Source organism: Undibacterium sp. Tian12W, from assembly GCF_049339405.1.
Classification (GTDB): domain Bacteria; phylum Pseudomonadota; class Gammaproteobacteria; order Burkholderiales; family Burkholderiaceae_D; genus Undibacterium.
On the sequence record NZ_JBMPPK010000001.1, the window covers coordinates 95450 to 121957 of the forward strand.

Here is a 26508-nt window from a genome sequence, read left to right on the forward strand (position 1 = left end):
GGATGGCCGCTCTGCTCCACCTCAACGAAATACAGCGTTAACTTCAGGAATTGTTTCACTATGCCAGAAAGTCGTCTGTTACTCATTATCGAAGACGATACTGCTTTTGCCCGCACACTGGGCCGCTCGTTTGAGCGGCGCGGCTATACCGTGCTGCACGCAAGCAGCAAGGAAGATGCTGAAAAACTATTATCAAACCATAGCCCTGCTTACGCCGTGGTTGACCTGAAGCTCAATGGCCATTCATCGGGCCTGGCCTGCGTACAGCTTTTGCATCAGCACAATCCCGATATGCTGATCGTCGTGCTGACAGGTTTTGCCAGCATTGCGACTGCCGTGGAGGCAGTCAAACTGGGCGCATGCCAATACTTGTCCAAACCGTCCAACACCGATGATATCGAAGCAGCCTTTGGACATATCGCTGGCACGGCAGAGGTAGAAATTACCAATCGCTCTACGTCCATCAAGAATCTGGAGTGGGAAAGAATTCACGAAGTACTGGCTGAGACTGACTTTAATATTTCTGAAACAGCACGCAGGCTGGGCATGCACAGACGTACGCTGGCGCGTAAGCTTGAAAAACAAAGAATCAAGTAAATTACTGATCTGTTATTTTTGAGCAAACACAGTAAATACCTGCCTCACCGTGTTTACTCTATAATCCGCCCTTCAACTGAAAGGAAACACCATGAAAATGCGCATCAAAAGACGCCATCTGAATTTTGGACGCTTGTACAATCACCAACTGGCTGCTGTGCTTGAAGCTGCATTTGAAGAATTCAAAAGCAATTTCAGCGAGCAAGGCGCATCCATCACCGAGTCTATAGACTCTTTGCAAGACCTGGGCGCCAGCTACCGTCATTTCAAGAAATTTGCCCTGCGTTTTGCCAAGGCACATTAATCTTTGCAGTCTCTGCAGGAGCGGCTTTGGTCGCGAACAGCCCGCGCAATAAGGCCAGTTCGCGGCTTTAGCTGCTCCTGCACTATCCCCCTTCTTTGCCTGTTACGCAAAAATCTGTATCCCTGCCGCTGTACGTTTTAACCGTACAATTTCTTCTCCTGGCACACACAGAGTTCTCTCCATGAAACTGTATCCCTTATTCCTGCTGATGGCAGCAGCCACCGTATTGAGCCCCGGCCCTGGCGTGGTCATGACGCTGACGAATGCCTTGCGCTATGGCATGCGTGGCACTTTTGGCGGCATCCTGGGCATCGCTTTTGGTGCGCTGATTGTCGCTGCAATTTCTGCGACCAGCGTGGGTGTCGTGCTGGCTGCATCGGCTACCGCATTTACCGTACTCAAGCTATTGGGTGCGGCTTATCTAATTTTCCTGGGTATCAAGCTCTGGCGCGCTCCGGCTTTCCGTTTCACGGAAGGTAATGCCCATGAAGCCAGCTTCAAGAAGCGTTTCATGGAAGGCCTGTCTTTGCAGATGACCAACCCCAAGGCGATATTCTTTTTCCTGTCGGTATTCCCGCAATTCATAGACCCGGCCATGAGCTATGGCCTGCAGTTTGCCGTACTGGTCATGACTTATAGTGGCCTGATCGTCATCATCCATAGCAGCTATGCAATTTTTGCCGGACGCGCCAAGACCTGGCTGACATCAGAAAAAGGCGGTTCCTATATGAATAAAATAGGTGCTGCCACCTTCGTATTTTTTGGTTGTGCCCTGGCGGGTGCGAAACGCACGGTATAAGTAAGCCCCCCTCAAGAGCACGGCGTTCTTCCCAAGCGTCACAAGATTGCTGTGCACTGCACAAGCACAAGTACCGCGCTGCAAAGCAGCAACGGATTCATCCATTCTTGACATTTGATAACAAGTACGGACAAAGAATTCTGCTAGGATAAATGCGTGTTCAGGGTATTCCGGCAAGCTTCATTCCCCCGCATCATTCACCGTCCGAGGTGTGCATGTCAACCAGACGCATAGGAATGTCTGACATCGTCATAGGCCAGGCCTTGCCATGGGATGTGTATGGTAATGATGGCAGCCTGCTGCTGCGCAAGGGCTTTGTTGTCACCCATGCCGGGCAAGTATCAGCTTTAATAGAACGCGGCCTGTTTGCCGATACCGGCAAATCCGAGGGTGGCATGCGCGATGGCAAAGCGGCAGAGAAAGCCAGTGAAGCCCCTTCTGTTGTGCGCACCATCAACGCAGTGCGCACAGAATTGCGCAGGCTGGTTTATAACCTCAATACCGAAGCCGATGTACAAACCCAGCTTATCTCCCTGACCAAAAAAATGGGCGCAGCCGTCTTCATGGCACCTGATGTAGCGCTGGGTTGTATTTTGCTGAATCAGGATGATAACTATGGACCCAGGCATTCTGTCGATACTGCCGTGGTATCACTGCTGATTGCCCGTACGCTCAAAAAATCTGCTGATGAAATGCTCTTGCTGGCAGCCGCTGCGCTGACCATGAATGTGGCTATGCTGAGGCAGCAGGAAAAGCTGCAAGAAAAAAGCGAAACCCTGAATGCGTCAGAACAGGAATTGATTTCCCAACATCCAGAAGCCGGGGTCGCCATGCTGCGTGCTGCAGGGGTGAATAATGAAGACTGGCTGTCCTGGGTCTTGCATCATCATGAGAGTGAGGATGGCACAGGTTACCCTGCTGGCAAAACCGGTGCAGATATCCCGCAAAACGCCAAGATTATTTCACTCGCTGACCGCTACTGCGCCCGCGTCTGTGCACGCAGCTATCGCAAGTCCATGCTGCCAAATGCAGCATTGCGCGACATCCTGGTGGAAGGCAAATCCAAGATAGACCCTATGCTGGTCACTGTGTTCATCAAGGAGCTGGGTACCTACCCGATAGGTACTTTCGTCAGGCTGGAGAGTGGTGAAACTGCCTTGGTGACGGGTAAAGGCGAGACCACGACAACACCTTATGTGCATGCATTGCTGGGGCCGCGTGGCACGCCACTGTCGATACCATTGCGCCGTGATACGGCAAAACCCCTGATGGCAATACGCGAAGTCTTGCACCGTGACCAGGTGTCAGTCAAATTTACCATGCGTCATTTATGGGGCGATATTGCCCGCTTATGAATATCCCCATCATGCTCGTACCAGACAAATAACGATTGCTTCATTCACCGGAATTTAAGTTGCCAATATCATGAATAATGACCTCCCTGAGTCAGAAAAAATCAATGAAGAAGAAAGCTTTGAAGAGCTGAATCAAGCAGACTATCGCAGCCTGGTATATCTGTATTTTTCAGATGCTGATGCAGGCCAGCAATTGGCCGCTACGCTGGAACTGTATCATCATGAAGTCATCTGCTTTGATGAAGCCAATGAATTACAATCCGCCATCATGGTCAGGATGCCGCAGGCCTTGGTCGTAGATGTGGATAGCCCTGCCGGAATGGCGACCCGCAAGAAAATTGCCAACCGTGTCATCAGCAACTTCCCCATCATTTATATTTCAGAGATGGACGATTTTACCCAACGCCTCGCGGCTGTCAGGGAAGGTGCAGCGGGCTACTTTCTTAAGCCTCTCGACGTGGAGGCATTAAGCGCCAAGATAGATGAAAAAATCGCCAGGAATGAAGTGCTGGCTTATCGCATACTCGTGGTAGATGACGATGAATTGCTGGCCAGTTATTACGATGCCATACTCAGCAGCGCTGGCATGCATGTGAAAGCCATCAATGATCCCAGTGAAATTCTGGAGTCACTGAAAAAATTCAAGCCTGAACTGGTGCTGACGGACTTGAACATGCCCGTCTGCAATGGCCTGGAAATGGCGCAGATCATCCGGCAAAACAATCGCTACATTGACATCCCCATCGTCTTTCTATCGACAGAAATACAAAAGGAAATGACCGCCATAGAAACCGGGGCAGACGATTTTCTCGGTAAACCCATAGACCCGGAAAAACTGATTTCAACTATCGCCAGCAGGGCAGAACGTTATCGCAATCTGCGCAAGCAAAGATAAACAAGTTCAAATTCATCAATCTATCGGCAGCCCGCTGACAGGTTTGATTTCTTCCATACAGATCATCGACCGCAGCGAGGCGACACCAGGCACCTGCATCAGGGTATCAGTCAGGAATTGTGACAGGCTTTTCAAATCGCTGGCCACTACTTTAAGGATGTAATCAAAGTCACCGGAAATGGTGTGGCATTCTATGATTTCAGGAAAAGCCTTCAACTGCCGCTCTACTTCACGCACATTGCGAAACTGTTCACGGTCCAGCGACAGGCTCACAAATGCCATGACACCGAGCCCCAATGCCTCAGGCGCAACCTGCGCTACATAGGCGCGTATCACGCCTTTTTCTTCCAGTGTCCTGACCCTGCGCAGGGTTTGTGGTGCCGACAGATGTATCCGTTCTGCCAGGCTTAAATTGCTCATGCGTCCATCTTGTTGCAAATGTCGCAAGATACTGCGGTCATACACATCCATATTCATCCCCCGGCTGTACCCTGATTTTCAGGATATTTTGTCATTTTCATTAAATGAGAAATTAAAACACACTAATTATTAATATATGAAACTTAATTTCTATTTACATGAAATTTACATCTTATTTAGCAATCTATTTCTTTTCCCGGCTGGCTACAATGGTAAACAGAATACATAGCACAACAGGTGCGCAAGAGCCTGATGCGAAATGGGTCTGGTGGATTTTCAAAAACCTCACTCTTCTTTGAAGGAGTGAATGGAAGTCTCGCAACATCAGGAAAACCAGGGTGATTTCGCAATAGCCTCTGAAATGTGTTCCCGCAAGTCCCTACATATAAATACTGTAAATACGGTAAACACGGAGAACATCATGGTGACCTTCATCGGCACAAAAGAATTACAAAACCACTTGAAGAAGACCAGACTGGAAGATGCCATTGCGCGTCTGGCTGGCATGATCAAGGAGGATTATTTGCGCTGGCAGTCATTCGACAAATCGGCACGTGTGGCGAATCATTCAGACGTGGGCGTTATAGAGCTGATGCCTATCTCTGACGGTAGCCAATACTCATTCAAATACGTCAATGGCCACCCAAAAAACACCCAGGCTGGTTTACTGACGGTTACTGCATTTGGCGTGCTGGCAGATGTAAATACTGGTTACCCTCGCCTGCTGTCAGAACTGACGCTGACAACCGCGATACGCACTGCCGCCACCTCTGCTCTGGCAGCGACTTACATGGCCAGGCCAGACAGCCGCGTCATGGCCCTGATAGGCAATGGTGCGCAAAGTGAGTTCCAGGCAGTGGCTTTTCATGCCATGCTGGGCATCAAAGAGTTGCGTGTCTATGACATAGACCCTGCAGCAACCGACAAATTAATTCATAATTTGCGTATGTATCCCGAATTACGTGTCATACGTGCCAGTTCCACTGCCGAGGCAGTCAAGGGCGCGGACATCGTAACCACGGTGACAGCAGACAAAACCAATGCCATCATACTGACGCCGGACATGATAGAACCCGGCATGCACATCAATGGCGTAGGTGGCGATTGCCCAGGCAAGACAGAATTGCATGCAGATATTTTGAATAATGCCCATGTGGTGGTGGAATATGAACCGCAATCCCGCATAGAAGGTGAATTGCAGCAAATGCCGGCAGACTTCAAAGTGACTGAGCTGTGGACTATCCTGGCAGGTAATGCCACAGGCCGCAGCCATGCTGAGCAAGTCACAGTATTTGATTCTGTCGGTTTTGCGCTGGAAGATTTTTCTGCCATGCGTTATCTTGAAAAATATGTCATGCAAGCCAATTCACCGGTGCTGGATCTGATCCCTGAAATGATGAACCCGAAAGACCTGTTTGGTATGGGAATGGCAGCAACAAGCAGCAATGTTGCCAGCCCTGCCCGTAGCAATACAGATTGTGCAGTACCAATAAACGCCTGAAGTCTATCCTGACAGGGCATTACACTAGAAACGAATGAAAACCATTTCCTTAATTGGAGCGCCTACCGATGTAGGCGCAAGCGTCAGAGGCGCGGGCATGGGGCCCGACGCATTACGTGTGGCGGGCCTGAACGAGGCTTTGACGGCACGCGGCTTGAAAGTTATCGACCATGGCAATTTGCATGGTCCGGCCAATCCCTGGGAACAACCAGTAAATGGCCTGCGCCACCTGAAAGAGGCGATAGACTGGAACCAGGCCGTGTATGACGCCGTCGATAAGGCCTTGCAGGATGGCCACATGCCCATGATGCTCGGTGGTGATCATTGTCTCGCGATAGGTTCCATCAGCGCGGTGGCAGCTCACTGCCGCCGCGTTGGCAAGAAACTGCGCGTCCTGTGGTTTGATGCGCATGCCGACAGCAATCTGTCGACCATCAGCCCTACTGGCAATATCCATGGCATGCCTGTCGCCTGCCTCATGGGTCATGGTCCAAAGGAATTGATCAACTATAGCGGCCAGACGCCAGCCATACAACCGACTGACATACGCCTGATAGGCATACGCAGCGTCGATGATGGTGAGCGCAAGTTCATTCATGAAATGGGCATGCAGGTTTTCGACATGCGTTACATCGATGAATATGGCATGCGCAATGTCATGTCTTCCGTGCTGGCGAATCTGGACAGCAATACCCATCTGCATGTGAGCTTTGACCTGGACTGCCTAGACCCCGGCATCGCCCCTGGCGTAGGTACGGCAGTGCTAGGCGGCCCCAGCTACCGTGAAGCACAGCTGTGCATGGAAATGATTGCCGACACTGGCTTAATGGCATCGCTGGATGTAGTAGAACTGAACCCTGCCCTCGATGTACGCAACCAGACTGCGGTGCTGGCAGTTGATTTGATCGAAAGCCTGTTTGGCAAATCGACGCTGGTCAGGATGTAATACCAGAAAGAATATGCATCATTAGTGTACGTGCTGATGATGCATATCCGGATAATGCGGATGTTTGTGCCTTATTGGATGGTGATGGTGCTTATGTACATGCGGTTCGGTGCCATCCCAGCCAGTATCATGTTCATGCTGGTGGTGCAGGTCATGCGTATGCTCATGCGTATGCTGCAAAGCTTCGTGATCATGTTCGTGTTCATGGTTTTCGCTCAGATGCAGCCAAATACCCGCCCCCATCAAAACAGCTGCCAGCCAGAACATGCTGCCGGGCTGTTCGCTCAACAAGAGTAAAGACATGGCTGTGCCGACAAAGGGTGCCGACGAAAAATACGCCCCGGTGCGTGCCGCCCCCAAATGCCGCAGCGCCAATACAAACATCACCAGGCTAAGACCATAACCAGAAAACCCGATCATGCCAACCGACAACAAGGTATAACCGTGCGGCAGTTTGTATCCGTATAACAAGGCAATGCTGAGATTGACAGTACCGGCAACCAAACCCTTGAGACCGGCAATTTGCAAGGCATCGCTGGCCGCCACCTTGCGGGTCAGATTATTATCAATCGCCCAGCACAGGCAAGCTGCCATGATTGCTATAGCACCCCAGGGCACACCCAATACTGGCACTTGTTCCCAGGATAAAAGTACACCTGCCACCACGATCAATAACATGCCCAGAAAGATGCGCCGGTCAAAATTTTCTTTGAAAACAAACCAGGCCAGCATTGCTGTCAACACGCCTTCCATATTCAGCAATAGCGACGTCGTGGAAGCTGGCGTCAGCGTCAAGCCCACCATCAGTAATACTGGTCCTGCTATACCGCCGGTAAGAATGGCAGCAGCAAGCCAGGGCAAATCTGGCCGGGTGAGTGGCAAAAATTGATCCTGCCTGTGATGAAAAATGGCGGCGCGTAAAATAAAAATCAACAGCAAACCCAGGCCACTACCCAGATACAAGATACCCGCCAGCATGACCGGGGCAATATCCGTCACCATAGTTTTGGCGAATGGCGTGCTGATGCCAAACAGGGCAGCTGCCAGCAATGCGTAAACAACACCTTTGTGTATCAAATGGCTTTTCATACAATTTTTTTAATCTGGCAAATATCAAAATCGCTATCAATGACAACCACTACCGTGGCTACCCAGATTACGCACAGGATGTTCTTCCGCCGTTCCCAGATTCTGCAAGATACCGCAATCTTTAATTGCCTGTGCACTGGTGCATAATTGGCGCAAGGATTTTAACTGCAACTCCAGTCCTTTCAACTCCCTGATGCGATGAGCAACATGCTCTATATGCTTGTCTAGCAAGGCATTTACTTCTGAACAATTATCTTCGGGCGCATCGCGGAACTGCAATAGCTGGCGTATTTCATCCAGCGTCATATCCAGAGAGCGGCAATGCCGTATGAATTGCAGGCGCTCTGCATGCATTTCGCCATACAGGCGAAAATTGCCCTGTGAACGGCTGGCCTGCGGCAACAAGCCCTCTTTTTCATAGTAGCGTATGGTTTCTACCAGGCAACCGGAGCGTTTTGCCAATTCACCAATTTTCAATTCCATTTGTGTGCCTCCATCATTTAAATCTAGTGCTTGACTCTATACCTGCTACAGGGTGTCTAATGCTCACTATACCTCTTTTCCGGAGTCAGCATGGCGCATCAACATCAACACGATCATTCAGGGCACGGCCATGGACATAGCCATGGACACACTCATGAACATGGTGATGAACACAAACATGAACCAGCGCCCAAGCATGCGCATAGCTGTTGCGACCACGGAGAAGTCAAGGCGGTGCAGCTCAACGACAAGCCCATAGCAACGCCTGCCGGTACATCGACCGTGGTGTATTCCATAGAAAACATGGATTGCCCGACAGAAGAAGGCTTGATACGCAATAAGCTGAGCCCCATGCCCGGCATAGCCCAGCTTGATTTCAATCTCATGCAGCGCAAACTGACGGTCAGCCATACGCTGGAAGACCAGGCAAAGATACAGGCCATGCTGACATCTATCGGCATGCAGGCCGTGCTGTTAAGCGAAGATGGCAAAAACAATGAAGATGCAGCCGCAATACCGCCAGCAAACCCTGCACAAAAATGGTGGTTGCTGGGAGCCGCGGGTGTAGCTGCGGTACTCGCCGAAACCTATGCCTACGTCAGCGGCACAGAAAAAGCCTGGCCCGTCATGCTCTTGTCTGCCCTGGCGATACTGCTGAGCGGCACCAGCACCTATAAAAAAGGCTGGATAGCACTGAAGAACCTGAACCTCAACATCAATGCCCTGATGACAATCGCCGTCACTGGTGCGCTGATCATAGGGCAATGGCCAGAGGCGGCCATGGTCATGGTCTTGTTCAGCCTGTCGGAAGCCATAGAAGCGATGTCGCTGGACCGCGCCCGCAATGCCATACTCGGCCTGATGGCAATGACGCCAGAAACTGCCAGCGTCTTGCAGGCAGATGGTAGCTGGCAGGATGTTGCGGCCAAAACTATCGCCATAGGCGCTACGGTAAGGGTTGCTCCGGGTGAACGCATCCCACTGGATGGTGAACTCAGCAAGGGCCAATCCTCAGTCAACCAGGCACCTATCACGGGCGAGAGCATACCGGTTGCCAAGACAGTTGGTGACAAGCTGTTTGCTGGCACCATCAATGAAACCGGCTCTTTTGAATACCGCGTGACTGCTGCGCAAACTGACTCCACTCTGTCGCGCATTATCCATGCTGTTGAAGAAGCGCAAGGCAGCCGCGCACCGACACAACGCTTTGTCGATAGCTTTGCCAAGGTATATACACCCATCGTGTTTGTACTGGCACTCGGCGTCATGCTCATCCCTCCTCTGCTGCTGGGCCTGCCCTGGATGGTGTGGGTGTACAAGGCGCTGGTCTTGCTGGTGATTGCCTGCCCATGTGCTCTGGTGGTCTCTACCCCGGTCACTGTAGTCAGCGGGCTGGCGGCAGCGGCCAGGGCGGGCATACTTATCAAGGGTGGCGTGTATCTGGAAGAAGGTCGTAAGCTGAAGTCATTGGCGCTGGATAAAACCGGCACCATCACTCAGGGCAAACCTGTTGTCACTGATGTCAAACTGCTTGACGGTAACCAGGCCACGGCATTGCAACTGGCCGCCAGCCTGGCAGGCCGCTCTGATCATCCGGTATCAGGCGCGGTGACTGCCTATTCGACAACTCAAGGCAGTAGCGCATTGGAAGTCACTAACTTTGAGGCGATTGCAGGCCGTGGTGTCAAAGGCCAGATAGCGGGCAAATGGTATTACCTCGGCAATCATCGTTTGATAGAAGAACTCAAGATTTGCAGCCCCTCTACTGAAGCATCACTGTTCGCGCTGGAAGCCGAAGGCAAAACAGCCGTCATCATTGCTGACGAAGAAAAGGCCTTGGCAGTGATAGCCGTGGCAGACACTGTGCGTGAAAGCAGCCGCCAGGCAATTGCAGAATTACATGCGCTGGGCATACGCACTGTCATGCTGACTGGCGATAATGAAATGACGGCAAAAGCCATCGCAAAAAATGTGGGCATTGATGATGCACGTGGCAATCTGCTGCCGGAAGACAAACTGGCCGCCATCAATGATGAGTTGGCCAGTCACGGCACGGTAGGCATGGTTGGCGATGGCATCAATGATGCGCCCGCACTGGCCAAATCCAGCATAGGTTTTGCCATGGGTGCAGCAGGTACGGATACGGCGCTGGAAACTGCAGACGTTGCCCTGATGGATGATGACTTGCGCAAGATCCCGCAATTCATCCGCTTGAGTCAGCGCACTGCGGCGATACTGAAACAAAATATCGCGCTAGCACTGGGTATCAAGCTGGCCTTTCTGGTGATGGCAGTCATGGGCGTGGCGACTTTGTGGATGGCGGTATTTGCTGATATGGGTGCGAGCCTGCTGGTCATCTTCAATGGTTTGCGATTAGTCCGTCGTCTAAAATAATGACAATGCGCTTTAGGGTTTATAATTCGCACCATGCTTAAAAAGTTCATCCTCATGATCATCGTCGCTTTCACTCTCCAGCTAAGCTGGTCGGTGGCGAGTGCGTATTGCATGCATGAGACGGACAAGACTTCGCAACACTTTGGTCATCACCCGCATGAGCATGATGCCAAAGATGGTGAAAACCATGCTGATAAGTCAGCAGACAAGTCAGCCGCAAAAAAAGCAAACTCCCACCCGGATTGTGCATCTTGCGCGCATAGCCCGCTGGGTGCTTATTCGTCCAAGCTGCCGCTGACAGAATCGACGCTGATCACTTATCAACTCACTGCAGCATCGCTGCAGACTCCCGCGCCTTTTCTGGCGCAACCTGAACGTCCCAAATGGATGGCTTTCGCCTAAGTCCGGCGAGGCATCTGTCTATATTTATTTCTTTGCTTTTGTGTTTCGTCACGTATTTTCTTGCGTGCCGTATAAGGCATTTCCAAAGCTAGAAACTTGACAGCTACTTGCTGGATTCTTCCTTTTCGTTTCTTCAGGAGAATGCCATGCAAAAATTATTCTTGCCACTCGCTGTAGTGGCTGTACTACTGTGCCCCATGCCGTTTCCGGCATCAGCACAGGCACAAAACTCATTGCCCTCGACCAGCGCAGGCCTAATGACCCTGCCTGCAGCATTAGCACAGGCGCTTGCCAACAACCCCGACATCGCTGCTGCCAGGCGTGAAGTGCAAGCCAGTGAAGGCGCATTGCGCCAGGCAGGTGTCATGCCCAATCCGGAACTGTCTGTCCTCATGGAAGATGCCAGGCAAGACAGTCGCAGCACCACCATACAAATCAATCAGCCTCTGGAACTGGGCGGCAAACGCGGCGCACGCATCAGCGTCGGAGAGCGTAGTCGCAGCGCTGCCTTGAATGAACTGGCGATCAAATCAGCCGAGATCAGGGCAGCAGTCACCACGCAGTTTTTTGCCGTGCTGATCGCACAGGAGCGCCAGCGTTTGGCAACAGTGTCGCTGGAACTGGCACAGCGTGCCAGCCATGCTGCCGGCCGTCAGGTCAGTCTCGGCAAAATCCCGCCACTGGAAGCCACCCGGGCAGGCACTGCCGAATCTGGGGTGCGTGTGGAACTTGCACAAGCCAATAGCGACTTGCTGATAGCCAGGCAAAGTCTGGCAACAGCCATGGGCAGCAAGCTGGCTGCCGAGCTGCAACTGCAGGCTGAATTCCATACCCTGCCCGCCTTGCCCGACTTGCAAAAACTGACGCAAGCTCTGGCACGCTCACCATTGATGCAACGCGCCCAATTGGAAGTCGACAAGCGACTGGCCATATCAGCGCTGGAAAAAAGCAGGCAAGTACCGGACCTGACTTTAAGCATAGGCAACAAGCGTGAACAGCAAACTGGCCGTAACCAGGCCATCGTCGGCATCAGCATCCCGCTGAACCTGTTTGACCGTAACCAGGGCAATTTGCAGGAAGCCCTGAGCCGCGCAGACAAGGCCAGGGATGAATTGACAGCCACTGAAAACCGCCTGCATGGTGAAGTGCTGCAAGCCCATCAGCGCCTGAGCCTGGCCAGGGACGAAGCCGAGATGTTGAAGAAAGACATGCTGCCCGGAGCGCAGCAGGCATATGAGCTCGCCATCAAGGGCTTTGAATACGGCAAATTCAATTTCATGGATGTGCTGGATGCCCAGCGTTCATTACTGCAAGCCAGGGCGAAATACTTGCGCAGCCTGTCAGAAGCCCAGCGTGCTGCGGCGGATATCGAGGCTTACATAGGGGACAGTGAATTCAGCCTGTTCACCGCCATCTCTACATTTTAGGATTTTGTATGAAACTGAATATCAATATAAAAACTGCCGCGCCAGTCATCATCGTCATCCTCATAGGCGCAATATTGGCTGCACTGATACTGAGCACAGGAAAATCGAAAAAGAATGATGAACATGGCAGCCATGCAGAACAGGCTGAACATGCCGACAAAGAACATCATGACGAAGCCAGTGAAGCCGAGGCTGCCGCCAAAGGCCCGCATGGCGGCAAGCTGTTCAGCAAGGATGGCTATGCGCTGGAAGTAACTATCTTCGAGCAAAACACGGCACCGGAATTTCGCCTGTATGCCTACCAGGATGGCAAGCCGTTGCCACCTGTCACCAATAACGTCAGCATCAATCTGGAGCGTCTGGGTGGAGCAGTACAAAACTTTAAGTTCAGCACAGAGAAAAATTATCTGAAAAGCGATGCCATTGTCGAAGAACCGCATTCCTTCAAAGCCAGTATCACAGCGCAGCATGCGGGCAAGAGCTATCAGTTCAATTATGAACAGATAGAGGGCCGCGTCAGCATGAATGCCTTGAAGCGCAAGCAAAATGGCGTGGAGACAGAAATAGCAGGCGCAGTGAAACTGCAAAGCAATCTGAATTTACTGGGTGAAGTACGATTGAACGAAGACCGCATGCTGCAAATCGTGCCGCGCCTCGCAGGTGTGGTGGAAAGCGTGGCAGTGAATGCCGGTGACAAGGTCAGCAAGGGTCAGCTACTGGCAGTGATATCCAGCCAGGCCCTGGTCGATTTGCGCACCGAAGTGCTGGCAACACAAAAACGCCATGCACTGGCACGCAGTAATTTTGAGCGCGAGAAAAAACTCTGGGAAGAAAAAATCTCAGCCGAACAGGATTATCTGCATGCCCGCAATGCCATGCAGGAAGCCGACATCACCCTGCAAAATGCGCAGCAAAAACTGGCGTCCCTGGGTGCAGGTATGGCTACAAAGGGTAATCTGAACCACTATGAAATCCGTTCACCTATCGCAGGCACAGTGACCGAAAAGCATATCAGCATAGGCCAGTCACTCAAGGATGATGCTGCCATCTTTACGGTAGCGGACCTCAGCAGTGTCTGGGTAGAAATCGCGATACCTGCCAAGGATCTCAACAATGTCAGGACAGGCCAGAGCGCCAAAGTCAGCGCCAACGCTTTTGACGCAACGGCAGAAGGCAAGCTCAGCTACGTAGGTGCCGTCATGGGCGAACAAACCCGCACGGCCAAAGCACGCTTGCTGCTGCCCAATACCAAAGGTGCATGGTATCCAGGCCTGACCGTGAATGTGGCCCTGTTGTCGGCCGAAGTGGAAGTACCGGTTGCGATAGTCAATGAAGCCATACAAATCATTGATGAACAAGCCACGGTGTTTGCCAGCTATGGCGATCAACTGGAAGCCAGGCCGGTGGAACTGGGCCGCAGTGATGGCAAGTACACAGAAATACGCAAGGGCTTGCAGGCAGGGACAGCCTATGTCGCGAAGAACAGTTTCCTGATCAAGGCTGAGTTGGGCAAAGCTGCCGCCAGTCATGAACACTGAGAGCATGAGGAAAATACATCATGTTTGAAAAAATCATACAATTTTCGATAGCGCAGCGCTGGCTGGTCATCATGGCAACGCTGGCGCTGGCAGCACTGGGCATTTTCAGTTACCAGCGCCTGCCGATTGATGCCGTACCGGACATCACCAATGTCCAGGTACAGGTCAATACCACGGCCCCTGGCTACTCACCACTGGAGGCTGAGCAACGCATCAGCTTTCCCATAGAAACCGTGATGGCAGGCCTGCCTAACCTGCAACAGACGCGTTCACTGTCACGCTATGGTTTGTCGCAAGTGACTATCATATTCAAGGATGGCACCGATATTTACTTTGCCCGCCAACTCGTCAATGAACGCATACAGGAAGCCAAGGGCAAGCTGCCAGCAGGCATAGAACCCGGCATGGGGCCTATCTCCACCGGCCTGGGCGAGATCGTCATGTGGACAGTCGAGAGCAAGGAAGGTGCACTCAAGGCTGACGGCCAGCCCTACACGGCCACCGACCTGCGTGAAATACAGGACTGGATAGTCAAACCACAACTGCGCAATGTTGCAGGCGTGACTGAGATCAATACCATAGGTGGTTATGCCAAGGAATTCCTGGTTGCACCATCGCCAGAAAAACTGGTGGCACATGGCCTGAGCTGGCAAGATGTCGTCACCGCACTGGAAAAAAATAACGGCAATGTCGGCGCTGGCTACATAGAAAGACGTGGCGAACAATACCTCGTCAGAGCACCGGGGCAACTGGCGTCCATGGATGACATACGCAATGTCGTCGTAAATACCCAAAAAAATATTCCTGTGCGTATCAGCGATATCGCCGAAGTCAGCATAGGCCGTGAATTGCGTACTGGTGCTGCGACAGAAAATGGCCGTGAAGTCGTGCTCGGAACGGTGTTCATGCTAATCGGTGAAAACAGCCGCAAGGTATCGCAGGATGTGGCAAAAAAACTGGCTGAAATTAACCGCAGCCTGCCGCCCGGCATTGTTGCCAGCACGGTATATGACCGCACCGTGCTGGTCGATAAGGCCATCAATACGGTAAAGAAAAACCTGCTGGAAGGTGCAGTACTGGTGATTGCCATCCTCTTTTTGTTTTTGGGGAATATACGTGCAGCCATCATCACCGCCATGGTGATACCGCTGGCGATGCTGTTCACGTTTACCGGCATGGTCGGCAATAAGGTCAGTGCCAATCTCATGAGCCTGGGTGCGCTGGATTTTGGCATCATCATCGATGGTGCAGTGGTCATCGTCGAGAATTGCGTGCGCAGGCTGGCTCATGCACAAGCGGCTGCCGGACGCACGCTGAACCGCAGTGAACGCCTGCAGGAAGTTTTCGCTGCTGCCAGAGAAGCCCGCCGCCCCTTGCTGTTTGGCCAGTTGATCATCATGGTGGTTTACCTGCCTATCTTTGCGCTGACCGGCGTCGAAGGCAAGATGTTCCACCCCATGGCATTTACCGTGGTTGCTGCCTTGATTGCAGCAATGGTCTTGTCGATGACTTTCATCCCTGCGGCTGTTGCCCTGTTCATCGGTGAACACGTTAGCGAAAAAGAAAACCGTTTGATGCTGTGGGCCAAACAACTCTATCAACCCATGCTGGACTTTGCCCTGCAAAGCAAGGCGCTGGTCTTGAGCATCGTTGTGGTGGTACTAGCCTTGAGTGGCTTGCTGGCCAGCCGCATGGGCAGTGAATTTGTCCCCAGCCTGAATGAAGGCGATATCGCCCTGCATGCCATGCGTATACCCGGCACCAGCCTGAGCCAGGCTTTGCAAATGCAGATAGAACTGGAGCATGTGATACGCACTTTCCCTGAAGTCGATAAAGTCTTTGGCAAGCTGGGTACGGCAGAAATAGCGACAGACCCCATGCCGCCAAATGTGGCTGACACCTTCATCATGCTCAAGCCACAAGCGCAATGGCCAGACCCCAAGCGCAGCAAGGATGATCTGGTAGCGGCCATACAGGAAGCAGTCGAAAAAGTGCCAGGTAATAATTATGAATTTACCCAGCCCATACAAATGCGCTTCAATGAACTGATCTCAGGTGTGCGCAGCGACGTCGCGATCAAGGTGTTTGGTGACGACATGGATATCATGAACCGCACCGGCGAGCAGATTGCCAGAGTGCTGGAAAAAATCCCCGGTGCTGCCGATGTCAAGCTAGAGCAAACCACCGGCCTGCCGATGTTGAGCATCAACATCAACCGTGAAAAAGCGGCCAGGCTGGGCTTGAATATCAGCGATGTGCAGGACGTGATTTCCTCAGCGATAGGTGGCAAGGAATCTGGCACCCTGTTCCAGGGTGACCGCCGTTTCGATATCGTCGTGCGTTTGCCAGAAAATGTGCGCAGCGATATCGACGCCATCAAGCGTCTGCCTATACGTTTGCCGAATGTATCAAATGCACAAAATGGAGCAGCCAGTTTCATTACCCTGGCGGACCTGGCAAGCATAGACATGGCACCCGGCCCAAACCAGATCAGCCGTGAAGATGGCAAGCGCCGCGTCGTCGTCACCGCCAATGTACGTGGCCGCGACATCGGTTCTTTTGTGAAGGAAGCGCAGGAACAGCTGGCACAGAAAGTCAAAGTCCCAACGGCTTACTGGACTACCTGGGGCGGCACGTTCGAGCAATTGCAGTCGGCATCACAACGCCTGCAAATTGTTGTACCTGCTGCCTTGCTAATGGTGTTCATGTTGTTGTTTGCCATGTTTGGCAATATCCGGGATGGCCTGCTGGTATTTACAGGCGTGCCATTTGCCCTGACAGGCGGCATCGTCGCCCTGTGGTTGCGTGATATACCGCTATCGATTTCAGCCGGCGTAGGCTTTATCGCCCTGTCTGGCGTTGCGGTACTGAACGGCCTGGTGATGATTGCCTATATACGCAGCCTGCGTGAAGAAGGCATGGCATTGGACAAGGCCATCCAGCAAGGTGCATTGACACGCCTGCGCCCGGTGTTGATGACGGCACTGGTAGCCTCGCTGGGCTTTATCCCGATGGCGCTGGCGACAGGTACAGGAGCTGAAGTGCAGCGGCCACTGGCGACGGTGGTGATAGGCGGCATACTCTCATCAACCCTGCTGACCTTGCTGGTGCTGCCTTTGCTGTATCAACTGAGCCATCGCAAGACAGATAAACCGTAATCCAGGTTAAAACAAAATGCCCGGAAGCGAATATCGCTCCCGGGCATTTTTTATACAACTCAGCTTGGTTCAGCTAATTACTCAACAGCCTTCACCATATCTTCAATGACTTTCTTGGCATCGCCAAACACCATCATGGTTTTATCCATGTAGAACAGTTCATTGTCCAGACCTGCATAGCCAGAAGCCATGGAGCGCTTGTTGACGATAACGGTCTTGGCTTTGTAGGCTTCCAGGATAGGCATGCCAGCGATAGGAGATTTAGGATCTTTTGCCGCAGGATTAACCACGTCATTTGCACCCAATACCAGCACCACATCTGCCTGAGCAAATTCGTTGTTGATGTCTTCCATCTCGAACACCTGGTCATAAGGCACTTCAGCTTCTGCCAGCAAGACATTCATGTGACCCGGCATGCGCCCTGCCACAGGGTGAATTGCGTACTTGACCGTAATACCCTTGTGCGTCAGTTTTTCTGTCAGTTCTTTCAGGGCATGCTGGGCACGGGCAACTGCCAGGCCATAACCAGGAACGATAATGACAGTTTCTGCATTACCGAGCAGGAAAGCCACGTCATCAGCAGAACCTGACTTGACGTTACGTTGTGCCTGGCCGCCTGTAGCAGCAGTAACCGCTTCGCCACCAAAACCACCCAAAAGCACGTTGAAGAAAGAGCGATTCATCGCCTTGCACATGATGTAAGACAGGATGGCACCAGAAGAACCCACCAGCGAACCGGCAATGATGAGCATGGAGTTATTCAGCGAAAAGCCGATACCTGCAGCAGCCCAGCCAGAATAGCTGTTCAGCATAGACACCACCACCGGCATGTCAGCACCACCGATAGGGATGATGATGAGTACACCCAGCACGAAGGCCAAAGCCGTCATGATGATGAAAGGTATCCAGCTTTGCGTGACGCAGAAGGCAATACCGCAACCGAACATGGCAATTGCCAATACCAGGTTCAACTGGTGCTGGCCGCTGAAGCTGACGGGCGCGCCCTGGAACAGACGGAACTTGTACTTGCCCGACAATTTACCAAAGGCGATGACAGAACCAGAGAAAGTAATCGCACCGACAAAAGTACCGATAAACAACTCCAGACGGTTACCGAAAGGTATAGGCTGGTCTCTTGCGACGATATTGAATACCCATGGTTCAGACACAACTGCCACGGCGATACACACCGCTGCCAGGCCGATCAATGAGTGCATCGCTGCGACCAGTTCCGGCATCTTGGTCATCTCTACGCGTTTGGCCAGCGTTGCACCTATGCCGCCACCAACGATAACGCCAATGGCAACCAGGCCATAGCCCAGACCTGCACCGGCGCTTTCGTTTTTCAGCTTTACGATGAGGGCGATGGTGGTCGCGACTGCGATTGCCATACCTATCATGCCAAAGCTGTTACCACGACGGGCAGTGGAAGGATGGGACAAACCTTTGAGGGCCTGGATAAAGCAAACGGATGCGATCAGATACAGCATCGTTACCAGATTCATGCTCATTATTTGCCCTCCTTGTCAGCATGGGCAATGGCCTTGGGCTCTTTTTTCTTGAACATTTCCAGCATCCTCTGGGTAACCAGAAAACCACCGAAAACATTCACTGCCGCCAGTGCCACGGCTGCTGTGCCCATGACCTGGGCCAGCAGACCTTCGGTCAGACCGGCGGCCAGCATGGCACCGACGATGATGATGGCAGAAATGGCATTGGTCACCGCCATCAAAGGCGTGTGCAGGGCTGGTGTTACTGTCCACACCACATGGTAACCGACATAAATTGCCAGCACGAAGATGATGAGATTGGTAAGGGTATGACTAACTTCCATGATGTCCTCTCTTTAATTGGATTGAGACATGCAAATCGAGACATGAGCAAGCAGAGCTTTACAAACTGCCTGCCCTGCCTGGGTTATTTATACTCTTTGATACTGGTGATCTGATTCTTGCCATTCACGAAAACGACATTCGGTTTATACGCTTTTGCTTCTTCTTCTGTCATCGGCGCATAGGTACAGATAATCATCAAATCGCCCAGTTGTACGCGGCGGGCTGCAGCGCCATTGAGTGAAATTTCACCGCTACCACGTTTGCCCTTGATGGCATAGGTGGAAAAGCGTTCACCGTTGTTGACGTTATACAGCTCTATCTGTTCGTTTTCGATGATGTTGGCAGCGTCGAGCAGATCTTCATCTATACCGCACGATCCTTCGTAGTGCAGGTCACACTGGGTTACAGTTGCGCGATGAATTTTGGCGCGGAGCATATTTCTTTGCATGGTCTTTCTACTTTCTGATACTGATTGCTAAAAACTTTAAAACCTTAAAACTTTTTATTCTATTTCTTCAGGACTTCACCACCTGAGCAAACCAGGGTGGCAGCGACGATTTCATCTTCACGGTTAATCGCCAGCGCAGCATCCTTGTCGATGATGAGCTTCAAAAAGTCCAGCACATTACGTGCATACAGGGCCGAGGCATCAGCCGCCACCAGGGTTGCCAGGTTAGGCTCGCCGATGATGTGTACGCCGTATTTGGTGACGGTCTTGTTGAGTTCAGACAAGGGGCAATTGCCGCCCTGCTCCACCGCCATATCGACGATGACTGAGCCCGGCTTCATGGCTTTTACTGTCTCTTCCGAAATCAGGATAGGTGCCTTGCGGCCAGGGATCAGGGCCGTGGTGATGATGATGTCGGCCTGCTTGGCACGTTCATGCACGAGAGCGGCCTGTCTTTCCATCCACGCTGCTGGCATGGGGCGGGCATAGCCGCCTACGCCTTTGGCGATCTCGCGTTCTTCATCTGTTTCATAGGGCACGTCGATAAACTTTGCGCCCAGGGATTCAACCTGTTCCTTGACGGGCGGGCGTACATCCGACGCTTCAATCACTGCACCAAGACGCTTGGCTGTGGCAATCGCTTGCAGACCGGCTACACCTACGCCCATGATCAACACGCGTGCGGCCTTGACCGTGCCCGCCGCCGTCATCAGCATGGGCATGAAGCGCTGGTAGGTATTGGCGGCCAGCATGACAGCCTTGTAACCGGCGATATTGGCTTGTGAAGACAAGACGTCGAGCGACTGCGCACGGGTAATGCGCGGTGCAGCTTCGAGTGCAAATGCGGACAGGCCGTGTGTGGCCATGGCCGCAATATTGTCTGCGTCAAAAGGATTGAGCATGCCAACCAGCACCGTGCCTGACTTCATCAGGGCACGTTCTTCTGCATTGGGGGCACGTACTTTCAAGACCAGTTCAGCGCCCAGTGCATCGGCAGCAGTAGCAATTTCCGCACCGGCAGCCTGGTAGGCCTCGTCAGTAATACTGGACGCTACGCCTGCACCAGACTGCACGATCACCTGGTGTTTGGCGGCGACATATTTCTTGATGGTTTCTGGGGTTGCCGCTACACGCGTCTCCCCCGGCCGTGACTCGGCGGGTATGCCGATTTTCATAGATTTGCTCCCTTTTTTAGTGTGAATATTGGTGTATCAATTTCGTGCTGAAAAGGCCAAGGGCAAGCTCTGACCGTTCCATTATTTTTTTGCTGATGCGGGTCACTAGTTTTCTTACCCGAATCTTACATTTGATATTCGACAACGATATTACACGCAAAATGTTTTTTAGCACAACCGTTCACTTTTTTGTGTTTTCTGCAAATTTCTTTAAAGAATCATGCTGATGAAGCCTTACGGACATCTATAAAACTAAATTATTTCCTTTAAAAACAGTCACTTGACACTAAAATCAAAAACTGTACAAGTTTGGTGCAAAATCAAAATACGTTGAAAGCCTAAAAATAAGCAGGCATAGATAAATTACGCATTAGCTAATTCGCTTTCAAATTTGCTGGTTTGCCACACAAAATTTGACGGCAAAGTAAAATGTCGGACTTACTGAGAGAAGCCATGTCTGCCATTTGGAAACCATCCGTCACTGTAGCCGCAATTATTGAGCGCGACCAACAGTTTTTCTTGATTGAAGAAGAAACACCTGATGGTGTACGCATCAACCAGCCCGCCGGGCATCTGGACCCTGATGAAAGCCTGATCCAGGCCGTCATCCGCGAAACCCTGGAAGAAACTGCGCACGACTTCACACCGACCGCATTGACAGGTACTTACCTGTCGCGCTTCATTTCACCCAAGACTGGTGAAGAAGTCACTTATCTGCGCTTTGCGTTTACCGGCGAACTGGGTCAAGTACATGACCGCGCCCTCGACGACGGCATCTTGCGCACCGTGTGGATGAGTTACGAGGAGATCGTGGCGGCGCAGGACAGGCATCGCAGCCCTCTGGTGATGCAATGCATAGATGATTATTTGCAGGGCAGGCGCGCGCCGCTGTCCCTGTTGTTTACCCATCCAAGCGTACTTGGAAACTTGGAACCGCAAAAATGAGCAAGAAAAAAGTAGTGATAGGCATGTCTGGTGGAGTGGATTCTTCCGTCTCGGCATGGCTGCTGAAAGAGCAAGGCTATGAAGTCATCGGCCTGTACATGAAAAACTGGGAAGATGACGACGATTCAGAATACTGCTCTACCCGTGAAGACTGGATAGATGCCGTCAGCGTTGCCGACGTCGTTGGCGTTGATATTGAAGCCGTCAATTTTGCCAGCGAATACAAGGACCGTGTCTTTGCCGAGTTCCTGCGTGAATACCAGGCTGGCCGCACACCTAACCCGGATGTGCTGTGCAATGCCGAAATCAAGTTCAAGGCCTTTCTTGACCATGCCATGAAGCTGGGTGCCGATTACATCGCCACTGGCCACTATGCCCGCGTGCGTGAAATGAATGGCCAGTTCCAGTTGATGAAAGCCATGGATGCCAGCAAGGACCAGAGCTACTTCCTGCACAGGCTGAACCAGAAGCAACTGGCAAATACCCTGTTCCCACTTGGTGAAATCCAGAAGACTGAAGTGCGCAAGATCGCTGAGCAATTGCAATTACCGAATGCGAAGAAAAAAGACTCGACTGGCATCTGCTTTATCGGTGAACGCCCTTTCCGCGAATTCCTGAACCGCTACCTGTCGTATAAACCAGGCAATATCCAGACACCTGAAGGTGAAATCATAGGTCAGCATGTGGGCCTGAGTTTTTATACTCTGGGTCAGCGCAAAGGCATAGGCATAGGCGGCATCAAATCGCATCAGAACGCCGATGGCAGCAGTGATGCATGGTATGTGGCGAAAAAAGATGTGGAAGCCAATACCCTGTACGCAGTGCAGGGCCATGATCATCCGTGGCTATTGTCTGCTGGTCTGGAAGCCGGGCAAGTCAGCTGGGTGGCGGGCGAAGCACCGCAAGCCGGTGAGCTGTCTGCCAAGACCCGTTACCGCCAGCCTGATGTGGCTTGCCATTTCAGCGGTGACAGTGAGCGTTTTCAACTGGACTTCCCTCAAGCACAATGGGCAGTCACGCCTGGGCAGTCTGCAGTTTTGTATGATGGCGATGTTTGCCTGGGTGGCGGAATCATTGATCTTGCCAGCCGCTAAGCCATTTTGCTATTAAGCAATCGCTACTTTGCGATCGCCAAAAGACTGAATGCCCACATGCCTGTGGGCATTTTTTTACCGTTTGGTAAATAACTGAATAGTTTCAATTCATGTTATGAAGTGACTGCAATCTTTTCAATTACACCACCATTAGCTTGCGTAAATTCAGGTAAATTCAGAACAAAATTTGATGTATTTTGTTTATCCTGACAAATCTCCTAAATAGACCAAATTATCCAAAATATGTACGGAGAGAGACATTCATCGATTTGACACGATTCATTTCTTTACAATTTAAATCGATGAAATTATATTTACATTTCTATTTCACCGGAAAAGCCAGTCGATATGAATCGTCCTGATACGCAATCCCTGGGTGGTACTGTTAATGCGCGCATAGGCAAGGTCTATATGAACTTGTCAAAAGCGCACAGAAAAGCAGCCGATTATGTGCTGTCGAATGTATTTCGATCAGCCACCATGTCTATCGATGAGTTGGCAAATGCCGTCGGCATCTCGGTGGCCACGGCAAATCGCTTTGCCAGGGCGCTGGGCTTTGAAGGTTATCCGCAATTCCGTGCTGAACTGGTATATGGCTTTGAAGCCATGCTGGCACCTATCGATAATCTGCGCAGCGAAATCCAGCGCCCTGCCACCAGCACAGAAATTATCTCCAGCTCACTCAATGAAGACATGGCGAATCTGGAAGCTACCCGCCGCGGCCTGGCTCCTGATTTGTGCAACCATGCCGTGCGCCAGATCCTGAATGCCGAAAGAATTTACATCGTCGGCTATGGGGCGAGCGCCTTCCTGGCTGGCCTGATGGCGCATAGCCTGGACCCGTTCTGTAATACCGTGCAATCAACTCTGGGCTCGGGCGGGCCATCGAATGTCGCGCGGCAGTTGTTCAAATACACAGAGCGCGATCTCGTCATCGGCATTTCTTTCCCGCGCTATGCAGAAGATGTGGTCACTATCCTGCAGCAGTTGCGCGAGAAAGGCGTGCCCATCCTGGCATTGACGGATGCACCAAGTTCACCATTGGCCTCACTGGCGAACATCACCCTGTATGCGCAAACCCGCCGCAACTTCTCTCCCAATTCCGAGGGCGCAGCGCTGTGCCTGATAGAAGCGATTTGCAGTGCCGTCGCCCACCAGGCCAAAGCCCCGGTACATGCTGCATCTGAAATGACCAAGTTCATGCTGCCATGGTTGTATCAGGAACCGAATGCCACGACCCGCAAGCAGCATGCGGCGGCGGCCAGCAAAATCATCGACATGGACAGGCCAGCATAAGATGGCCGCACCTGCTGCTATCGCCATACACGGTGGTGCTGGCACGATTCTGCGCAGCAGCCTGACTGCAGAACAGGAAGCGCGCTATCTGGATGCATTACGCTCTGTCGTCACTGCGGGTAATGAGGTATTGGCACAAGGTGGCAGCGCGCTGGATGCTGTGAGCCTGGCTGTCAGCCTGCTGGAAGATTGTCCGCTTTTCAACGCAGGCAAAGGCGTAGTATTTACCAATGCCGGCACCATGGAAATGGACGCCGCCATCATGGATGGCAAAACCCGCCGTGCAGGTGCCGTGGCTTGCATACAGCATGTGCGCAATCCCGTTCGCGCTGCCAGAGCCGTCATGGAGCACAGCCCGCATGTCTTGATGGTAGGCAAAGGCGCAGAAGAATTCTTGCGCCAGCATGGCCTGCAATTCGAAGATCATGCTTACTTTTATACCGAAGAACGCTACGCGCAATTGCAACGCGCCCGGCAAGAATCTGGTGTGCTGCTGGATCACGATGCAGCAAATTTGCTGAGTACGTCATCCAAATCGGCTTCAGAACCCGCGCCACTTGATCCCGATAAAAAATTTGGCACGGTAGGTGCCGTTGCGCTGGATGTACACGGCAACCTGGCTGCAGCCACTTCGACAGGTGGCATGACCAACAAACTGCCTGGCCGCGTCGGTGATACGCCCATGCTGGGTGCCGGCTGTTATGCCGACAACCAGACCGCTGCCCTGTCTGCAACGGGCACGGGGGAAGCCTTCATGCGCAGCCTGGCATTGCATGATATTGCTGCGCAAATGCAATACCTTGGGCTGAGCCTGGAACAGGCTGCCAATAATGTCGTCATGGACAAACTGCCCCTGTATGAAGGCCAGGGTGGCATCATAGGCATAGACAAACTTGGCAATATCGTCCTGCCCTTCAATACCGAAGGCATGTACCGCGCTTATCAACGCGTGGGCGAAGCAGCGTTTGCGGCAATTTATACAAACTAACAGTACGTAAAAACAGGACGTAAAATAAGCGGTAGTTTTGCCCTCCGATTACCGGGAATACTTATGTAAAAAACACCTATACTGCGGGTGTTTTCATTCCTTGAGTTCAAAAAATCATGCGTAATTTTCTTCCCAAGTTTGCGGTCGGCCTGATCACCTTGCTGGTCCTGTTCATCCTCAATCCCTTCGCTACTATCCCCGCTGGTCATCGCGGTGTGCTGACAACATTTGGCAAACCTTCGGATGAGGTTTACAGTGAAGGCATACATTGGGTATGGCCTATTGCCCAAAAAATGCAAAAAGTCTCTGTCGCCATACAGAAAGGCGAAGGTGATGGCGATGCTGCTTCCAAGGATTTGCAAACCGTTCACACCAAGATTGCGATCAACTATCACGTCAGGCCAGATGCAGTGGTCTCGGTTTTCCGCGATCTTGGTAATGAACCTGGTGAACGTATCATCATCCCCAGTGTGCAGGAAGCAGTCAAGGCAGTAACTGCCCGTTTCACAGCAGAAGAACTGATCTCACGCCGCTCACAAGTGCGTGATGAAATCATCCTGGCCCTGAAAGAACGCATGGCAAGACATGGCCTGGTGGTCGATGAGTTTTCCATCGTCAACTTCAACTTCAGCCGCACCTTCAATGAAGCGATTGAAGCCAAGACCACCGCCGATCAATTGAAGATGAAAGCCGAGCGTGACCTGCAAAGGATAGAAGTCGAAGCCAAACAAAAAATATCCCGCGCCCGGGCTGAAGCAGAAGCACTTTCCCTGCAAAGACAGCAAGTCACACCAGAACTGCTACGCCTGCGTGAAACCGAGAACCAGGCCAAGGCCATAGAAAAATGGGATGGCCATTTGCCAACCACCACAGGTGGAGCAATCCCATTCATTAATGTTGGAAAATGAGCTGGCAAATAAGTTGCAAAATAAGTCGTTAAATAAGTCGGTAAATATTTAGAAATCAGCGAGGAACAAGCCAGCCATGTCAGACCAAAAATCATCCGCCCGCTTCACCGCGTTTTGCATACTCTTGCTGGTCATCTGGTATGTCATGGACAGTCCCATCGATTTAAACCTGGACTGGAGTCCGGATGATTTTGATATTTTTTCTGACAATGGCTTTTCAATCGGCGGCATCGCTGTTGCACTGGTCGCCATCGTCTTTGCCATGATCATGGCAGGGCTGGTGATTGCGGGGGTATCGTTCTTGCTGGTGGGTTTTGCGGTGCTGATAGGTGGCTTGTTTTTGATGATATTTTCGCCGTTTTTATTGCCGGTTTTATTGCTGGTTGTGGTGCTCGGGATTTTTAAGAGGAAGTCGCGGTAGGGAGATTGTAGTAATTTGAAGTGCGGGGAAACTGGGTTGTTATTGGGTTTGACGCAGCTTTTGACGCTGCTTTTGATTTTCCGCAGTTCC

Annotated in this window: 25 protein-coding genes; 18 read left to right on the forward strand and 7 right to left on the reverse strand. The window is 51.8% G+C overall.

Features of this window, described 5'->3' with window-relative positions:
• Positions 1 to 60: 60 nt before the first annotated feature.
• The 5 genes from ACO0LI_RS00355 to ACO0LI_RS00375 all read left to right on the forward strand — a co-directional run bounded on the left by ACO0LI_RS00355 (position 61) and on the right by ACO0LI_RS00375 (position 3950).
• Positions 61 to 597: a response regulator transcription factor gene (locus ACO0LI_RS00355; protein WP_422949405.1), complete on the forward strand. Its 537-nt coding sequence runs from the start codon at positions 61 to 63 to the stop codon at positions 595 to 597.
• 91 nt (positions 598 to 688) lie between these two features.
• A complete protein-coding gene (locus ACO0LI_RS00360) occupies positions 689 to 901 on the forward strand; it encodes a hypothetical protein (RefSeq protein WP_422949406.1) in 213 nt (70 codons plus the stop codon).
• Between the two features lie 181 nt (positions 902 to 1082).
• Positions 1083 to 1700 (forward strand): LysE family translocator, encoded by a 618-nt coding sequence (locus ACO0LI_RS00365; protein WP_423030065.1) that lies wholly within the window; start codon positions 1083 to 1085, stop codon positions 1698 to 1700.
• A gap of 215 nt (positions 1701 to 1915) precedes the next feature.
• The gene (locus tag ACO0LI_RS00370) at positions 1916 to 3055 is read left to right on the forward strand and encodes an HD-GYP domain-containing protein (RefSeq protein ID WP_423030067.1); all 1140 of its coding nucleotides are present in this window, start codon (positions 1916 to 1918) and stop codon (positions 3053 to 3055) included.
• A gap of 70 nt (positions 3056 to 3125) precedes the next feature.
• Positions 3126 to 3950 (forward strand): response regulator, encoded by an 825-nt coding sequence (locus ACO0LI_RS00375; protein ID WP_423030069.1) that lies wholly within the window; start codon positions 3126 to 3128, stop codon positions 3948 to 3950.
• 15 nt (positions 3951 to 3965) lie between these two features.
• Here ACO0LI_RS00375 and ACO0LI_RS00380 read toward each other — a convergent pair whose 3' ends face one another.
• Positions 3966 to 4421: an Lrp/AsnC family transcriptional regulator gene (locus ACO0LI_RS00380; RefSeq protein ID WP_423030071.1), complete on the reverse strand. Its 456-nt coding sequence runs from the start codon at positions 4419 to 4421 to the stop codon at positions 3966 to 3968.
• A gap of 370 nt (positions 4422 to 4791) precedes the next feature.
• On the opposite strand from ACO0LI_RS00380, the gene ACO0LI_RS00385 reads away from it, so the two are divergent.
• Complete coding sequence (locus ACO0LI_RS00385) at positions 4792 to 5871, forward strand: ornithine cyclodeaminase (RefSeq protein WP_422949410.1); 1080 nt, start codon at positions 4792 to 4794, stop codon at positions 5869 to 5871.
• 34 nt (positions 5872 to 5905) lie between these two features.
• Complete coding sequence (gene rocF, locus ACO0LI_RS00390; RefSeq protein ID WP_422949411.1) at positions 5906 to 6817, forward strand: arginase; 912 nt, start codon at positions 5906 to 5908, stop codon at positions 6815 to 6817.
• Between the two features lie 21 nt (positions 6818 to 6838).
• Here the strand turns inward: rocF and ACO0LI_RS00395 are convergent, their stop codons facing one another.
• On the reverse strand, positions 6839 to 7906 hold the full coding sequence (locus tag ACO0LI_RS00395; protein ID WP_423030073.1) for a DMT family transporter: 1068 nt from the start codon (positions 7904 to 7906) through the stop codon (positions 6839 to 6841).
• 36 nt (positions 7907 to 7942) lie between these two features.
• Entirely contained in the window at positions 7943 to 8389 is a 447-nt protein-coding gene (gene cadR, locus ACO0LI_RS00400) for a Cd(II)/Pb(II)-responsive transcriptional regulator (protein WP_423030075.1), read from the reverse strand.
• A 90-nt stretch (positions 8390 to 8479) separates the two neighbouring features.
• Between cadR and ACO0LI_RS00405 the strand changes: the two genes are divergently transcribed.
• The 5 genes from ACO0LI_RS00405 (at position 8480) to ACO0LI_RS00425 (ending at position 17308) form a co-directional block, all read left to right on the forward strand.
• Positions 8480 to 10783: a heavy metal translocating P-type ATPase gene (locus tag ACO0LI_RS00405; protein WP_423030077.1), complete on the forward strand. Its 2304-nt coding sequence runs from the start codon at positions 8480 to 8482 to the stop codon at positions 10781 to 10783.
• Positions 10784 to 10816: 33 nt separating this feature from the next.
• A complete protein-coding gene (locus tag ACO0LI_RS00410; protein WP_423030079.1) occupies positions 10817 to 11185 on the forward strand; it encodes a hypothetical protein in 369 nt (122 codons plus the stop codon).
• A gap of 146 nt (positions 11186 to 11331) precedes the next feature.
• Positions 11332 to 12612 (forward strand): TolC family protein, encoded by a 1281-nt coding sequence (locus ACO0LI_RS00415; RefSeq protein ID WP_423030081.1) that lies wholly within the window; start codon positions 11332 to 11334, stop codon positions 12610 to 12612.
• A gap of 8 nt (positions 12613 to 12620) precedes the next feature.
• Positions 12621 to 14150, forward strand: a complete 1530-nt coding sequence (locus ACO0LI_RS00420; protein WP_423030083.1) for an efflux RND transporter periplasmic adaptor subunit — start codon at positions 12621 to 12623, stop codon at positions 14148 to 14150.
• A 20-nt stretch (positions 14151 to 14170) separates the two neighbouring features.
• Positions 14171 to 17308 carry an efflux RND transporter permease subunit gene (locus ACO0LI_RS00425; RefSeq protein ID WP_422949418.1) on the forward strand — a complete coding sequence of 1046 codons (3138 nt, stop codon included), beginning with the start codon at positions 14171 to 14173 and terminating at the stop codon, positions 17306 to 17308.
• A gap of 77 nt (positions 17309 to 17385) precedes the next feature.
• On the opposite strand, the gene ACO0LI_RS00430 is transcribed toward ACO0LI_RS00425, so the two are convergent.
• The 4 genes from ACO0LI_RS00430 to ACO0LI_RS00445 form a co-directional block, all read right to left on the reverse strand.
• Complete coding sequence (locus ACO0LI_RS00430; protein WP_422949419.1) at positions 17386 to 18819, reverse strand: NAD(P)(+) transhydrogenase (Re/Si-specific) subunit beta; 1434 nt, start codon at positions 18817 to 18819, stop codon at positions 17386 to 17388.
• The gene (locus tag ACO0LI_RS00435; protein WP_162040008.1) at positions 18819 to 19142 is read right to left on the reverse strand and encodes an NAD(P) transhydrogenase subunit alpha; all 324 of its coding nucleotides are present in this window, start codon (positions 19140 to 19142) and stop codon (positions 18819 to 18821) included. The genes ACO0LI_RS00430 and ACO0LI_RS00435 overlap by 1 nt, the downstream gene beginning before the upstream one ends.
• Positions 19143 to 19225: 83 nt before the next feature.
• Entirely contained in the window at positions 19226 to 19591 is a 366-nt protein-coding gene (panD, locus tag ACO0LI_RS00440; RefSeq protein WP_110255112.1) for an aspartate 1-decarboxylase, read from the reverse strand.
• Between the two features lie 59 nt (positions 19592 to 19650).
• Complete coding sequence (locus ACO0LI_RS00445; RefSeq protein ID WP_423030085.1) at positions 19651 to 20766, reverse strand: Re/Si-specific NAD(P)(+) transhydrogenase subunit alpha; 1116 nt, start codon at positions 20764 to 20766, stop codon at positions 19651 to 19653.
• A gap of 453 nt (positions 20767 to 21219) precedes the next feature.
• On the opposite strand from ACO0LI_RS00445, the gene ACO0LI_RS00450 reads away from it, so the two are divergent.
• The 6 genes from ACO0LI_RS00450 (at position 21220) to ACO0LI_RS00475 (ending at position 26418) form a co-directional block, all read left to right on the forward strand.
• Positions 21220 to 21711, forward strand: a complete 492-nt coding sequence (locus ACO0LI_RS00450) for an NUDIX hydrolase (protein ID WP_422949421.1) — start codon at positions 21220 to 21222, stop codon at positions 21709 to 21711.
• Positions 21708 to 22805, forward strand: coding sequence for a tRNA 2-thiouridine(34) synthase MnmA (gene mnmA, locus ACO0LI_RS00455; RefSeq protein WP_422949422.1), 1098 nt, complete (start codon positions 21708 to 21710; stop codon positions 22803 to 22805). Before ACO0LI_RS00450 ends, mnmA begins: the two co-directional genes overlap by 4 nt.
• Positions 22806 to 23153: 348 nt before the next feature.
• Entirely contained in the window at positions 23154 to 24101 is a 948-nt protein-coding gene (locus tag ACO0LI_RS00460) for a MurR/RpiR family transcriptional regulator (protein ID WP_162057801.1), read from the forward strand.
• Position 24102: 1 nt separating this feature from the next.
• Positions 24103 to 25089: an isoaspartyl peptidase/L-asparaginase family protein gene (locus ACO0LI_RS00465; protein WP_422949682.1), complete on the forward strand. Its 987-nt coding sequence runs from the start codon at positions 24103 to 24105 to the stop codon at positions 25087 to 25089.
• Between the two features lie 116 nt (positions 25090 to 25205).
• Positions 25206 to 25997, forward strand: coding sequence for a prohibitin family protein (locus ACO0LI_RS00470; RefSeq protein ID WP_422949423.1), 792 nt, complete (start codon positions 25206 to 25208; stop codon positions 25995 to 25997).
• Between the two features lie 76 nt (positions 25998 to 26073).
• Positions 26074 to 26418 carry a hypothetical protein gene (locus ACO0LI_RS00475; protein WP_422949424.1) on the forward strand — a complete coding sequence of 115 codons (345 nt, stop codon included), beginning with the start codon at positions 26074 to 26076 and terminating at the stop codon, positions 26416 to 26418.
• Positions 26419 to 26508 lie beyond the last annotated feature (90 nt).

What these genes read in the sequence shown, in the direction of transcription:
- ACO0LI_RS00355 (WP_422949405.1), top strand. Translation starts at nt 61, where the DNA reads ATGCCAGAAAGTCGTCTGTTACTCATTATCGAAGACGATACTGCTTTT.
- ACO0LI_RS00360 (WP_422949406.1), top strand. Translation starts at nt 689, where the DNA reads ATGAAAATGCGCATCAAAAGACGCCATCTGAATTTTGGACGCTTGTAC.
- ACO0LI_RS00365 (WP_423030065.1), top strand. Translation starts at nt 1,083, where the DNA reads ATGAAACTGTATCCCTTATTCCTGCTGATGGCAGCAGCCACCGTATTG.
- ACO0LI_RS00370 (WP_423030067.1), top strand. Translation starts at nt 1,916, where the DNA reads ATGTCAACCAGACGCATAGGAATGTCTGACATCGTCATAGGCCAGGCC.
- ACO0LI_RS00375 (WP_423030069.1), top strand. Translation starts at nt 3,126, where the DNA reads ATGAATAATGACCTCCCTGAGTCAGAAAAAATCAATGAAGAAGAAAGC.
- ACO0LI_RS00380 (WP_423030071.1), bottom strand. Translation starts at nt 4,421, where the DNA reads ATGGATGTGTATGACCGCAGTATCTTGCGACATTTGCAACAAGATGGA.
- ACO0LI_RS00385 (WP_422949410.1), top strand. Translation starts at nt 4,792, where the DNA reads ATGGTGACCTTCATCGGCACAAAAGAATTACAAAACCACTTGAAGAAG.
- rocF (WP_422949411.1), top strand. Translation starts at nt 5,906, where the DNA reads ATGAAAACCATTTCCTTAATTGGAGCGCCTACCGATGTAGGCGCAAGC.
- ACO0LI_RS00395 (WP_423030073.1), bottom strand. Translation starts at nt 7,906, where the DNA reads ATGAAAAGCCATTTGATACACAAAGGTGTTGTTTACGCATTGCTGGCA.
- cadR (WP_423030075.1), bottom strand. Translation starts at nt 8,389, where the DNA reads ATGGAATTGAAAATTGGTGAATTGGCAAAACGCTCCGGTTGCCTGGTA.
- ACO0LI_RS00405 (WP_423030077.1), top strand. Translation starts at nt 8,480, where the DNA reads ATGGCGCATCAACATCAACACGATCATTCAGGGCACGGCCATGGACAT.
- ACO0LI_RS00410 (WP_423030079.1), top strand. Translation starts at nt 10,817, where the DNA reads ATGCTTAAAAAGTTCATCCTCATGATCATCGTCGCTTTCACTCTCCAG.
- ACO0LI_RS00415 (WP_423030081.1), top strand. Translation starts at nt 11,332, where the DNA reads ATGCAAAAATTATTCTTGCCACTCGCTGTAGTGGCTGTACTACTGTGC.
- ACO0LI_RS00420 (WP_423030083.1), top strand. Translation starts at nt 12,621, where the DNA reads ATGAAACTGAATATCAATATAAAAACTGCCGCGCCAGTCATCATCGTC.
- ACO0LI_RS00425 (WP_422949418.1), top strand. Translation starts at nt 14,171, where the DNA reads ATGTTTGAAAAAATCATACAATTTTCGATAGCGCAGCGCTGGCTGGTC.
- ACO0LI_RS00430 (WP_422949419.1), bottom strand. Translation starts at nt 18,819, where the DNA reads ATGAGCATGAATCTGGTAACGATGCTGTATCTGATCGCATCCGTTTGC.
- ACO0LI_RS00435 (WP_162040008.1), bottom strand. Translation starts at nt 19,142, where the DNA reads ATGGAAGTTAGTCATACCCTTACCAATCTCATCATCTTCGTGCTGGCA.
- panD (WP_110255112.1), bottom strand. Translation starts at nt 19,591, where the DNA reads ATGCAAAGAAATATGCTCCGCGCCAAAATTCATCGCGCAACTGTAACC.
- ACO0LI_RS00445 (WP_423030085.1), bottom strand. Translation starts at nt 20,766, where the DNA reads ATGAAAATCGGCATACCCGCCGAGTCACGGCCGGGGGAGACGCGTGTA.
- ACO0LI_RS00450 (WP_422949421.1), top strand. Translation starts at nt 21,220, where the DNA reads ATGTCTGCCATTTGGAAACCATCCGTCACTGTAGCCGCAATTATTGAG.
- mnmA (WP_422949422.1), top strand. Translation starts at nt 21,708, where the DNA reads ATGAGCAAGAAAAAAGTAGTGATAGGCATGTCTGGTGGAGTGGATTCT.
- ACO0LI_RS00460 (WP_162057801.1), top strand. Translation starts at nt 23,154, where the DNA reads ATGAATCGTCCTGATACGCAATCCCTGGGTGGTACTGTTAATGCGCGC.
- ACO0LI_RS00465 (WP_422949682.1), top strand. Translation starts at nt 24,103, where the DNA reads ATGGCCGCACCTGCTGCTATCGCCATACACGGTGGTGCTGGCACGATT.
- ACO0LI_RS00470 (WP_422949423.1), top strand. Translation starts at nt 25,206, where the DNA reads ATGCGTAATTTTCTTCCCAAGTTTGCGGTCGGCCTGATCACCTTGCTG.
- ACO0LI_RS00475 (WP_422949424.1), top strand. Translation starts at nt 26,074, where the DNA reads ATGTCAGACCAAAAATCATCCGCCCGCTTCACCGCGTTTTGCATACTC.